A 1,575-nucleotide genomic window follows, 5' to 3' on the forward strand; every position below is an offset into this window, starting at 1 on the left:
ACCGAGCCTCAAACCGTCGCAAAGACGTTGAATGCGCGTTGCAATTGCACAATGCGAAAAGATCGTCGCAATAGCCGGGCAGTTAGAGGAACGCGGCTTCTGCTGACATGTATTTCAGCAACCTGTTAAGGTCCTGATGACCCGTCGAGATCGCGGACACGAAACCAATTCCCGTCCGAATTCTCACCGGTTCCTTCACGTCCGCGACCTCCAGCGCGACGCGCATCGCCCGTGGCAGATTGAGCGAACGCGCTCAACCGTCCGTTTCGCGGATCAGCACGGCGTAATACACAAGCCTGCAACTAGCAAAGCCACCTGCGACCGATCCAAGAAAATAGCCACGCAGTTGAGGCGGCCCCGGATTCAAGGATTTTCATTGTGCCCGTGTACCGTTGAGTGGGATCGAGCTCATGCACATGATCGCCAAAGGGAAAATCAAAGATGGCGACATTCGACGAACCCTGCCGTGCAATTCTACTTGTTGGTTGAATAGGCGTTCCTCATCATATCGGGATACTTCGCCTCAACATCCTAAAGTCGGCAAAACCGCTACGCACTGCGCCGTGATGCTGCCGGGCCGACGTCCTCATCAACGTCCAAAAGGCGGCGGCGGGTTCAACCTGTCGTCGCAATACCTTCTTGCCTAATATTGTCCAAAGAGGAAAAGTAGATGATCGAGAGGAAGAGTTCGCAATATCAGCCATACAAAAGGCGCTGTTATGGCAGAGATGGAAGATGGTAAGTCGCTAAGCGACATCGGTCAGGCACTGGGCAAGCACGTGGCCTTAACCCACGCGATTGTGATGCCCAACGGCGGAATGATGCCAACGATGAGGAAACGGTCACGTCGAGCCTTGACGCTTGAGGAGAGAGAGGAAATCTCACGTGGCATCCGTGGCGCCTGGCCGGGTGCCGGTCGCTCCAGCTTTGCACCAGCACCTCGAACACCGCGCCATGCTGGCGCACCGCACGCCGTAGCCCGTGCTTCTTGCCGTTCACCGTAACAAAGTCGGCACTCCCAGTCGAGGTCGGCGGGATCAGCTCATTGATCGGCCCCCGCCGCACTCCCGTATCGACTACAGCCGTTTACTGGCCGCCAAATGGCTTTTCCACGGTCAGCTTGTTGGTGACCGAAATGACTCCGGGAACGCCCTTCGCGATTTCCGCGACCGTGCCCACTTGGGAAGCGTCCGTGACCGTGCCATTGAGCGTCACCGCGCCGTCCTTTGCGACGACGCTGATATTGCCGGCGCTGATCTCCTTGTGCTTCACGATGGCGCTATAAACCTGCCGGCGCAGCGCGCGATTCGCCTTGCGTCCCGTGGCTGGGGCCGCTGAACCCGACGCCATCATCGCGGACGTGGCCGGCGCACTGGCCGGTTCGCTGGTCTGGGACCACGCGGTCAAGGAAGTTGCAACGAGTGCGGCTCCGACAGCCAGCCTGAATGTTTTCATTGAATACTCCGGTCGTTCGTTGTATGGATTGCGGAATCAGAAGGTATGGCGGATGCCGACCATCGCAGCCGTGGTGTTCTTGCCCGGCGCTACAGGTGTGCCATAGATGATCGTCTGGTT

Annotated in this window: 1 protein-coding gene and 1 pseudogene; one reads left to right on the forward strand and one right to left on the reverse strand. The window is 58.0% G+C overall.

Going from position 1 to position 1,575, the window contains the following annotated elements; translation table 11 throughout:
• Window positions 1–359: 359 nt before the first annotated feature.
• A pseudogene (locus AWB68_RS50565) lies at window positions 360–493 on the forward strand (IS6 family transposase); the annotation flags it as partial.
• Window positions 494–1,086: 593 nt separating this feature from the next.
• On the opposite strand, the gene AWB68_RS44710 reads toward AWB68_RS50565, so the two are convergent.
• A complete protein-coding gene (locus tag AWB68_RS44710; protein WP_087650433.1) occupies window positions 1,087–1,455 on the reverse strand; it encodes a BON domain-containing protein in 369 nt (122 codons plus the stop codon).
• Window positions 1,456–1,575 lie beyond the last annotated feature (120 nt).

This window comes from Caballeronia choica (assembly GCF_001544535.1).
Taxonomy (GTDB): Bacteria; Pseudomonadota; Gammaproteobacteria; order Burkholderiales; family Burkholderiaceae; genus Caballeronia; species Caballeronia choica.

Excerpts from the sequence above, each read along its gene's own strand:
- AWB68_RS44710 (WP_087650433.1), bottom strand. The coding sequence starts at position 1,455 with ATGAAAACATTCAGGCTGGCTGTCGGAGCCGCACTCGTTGCAACTTCC.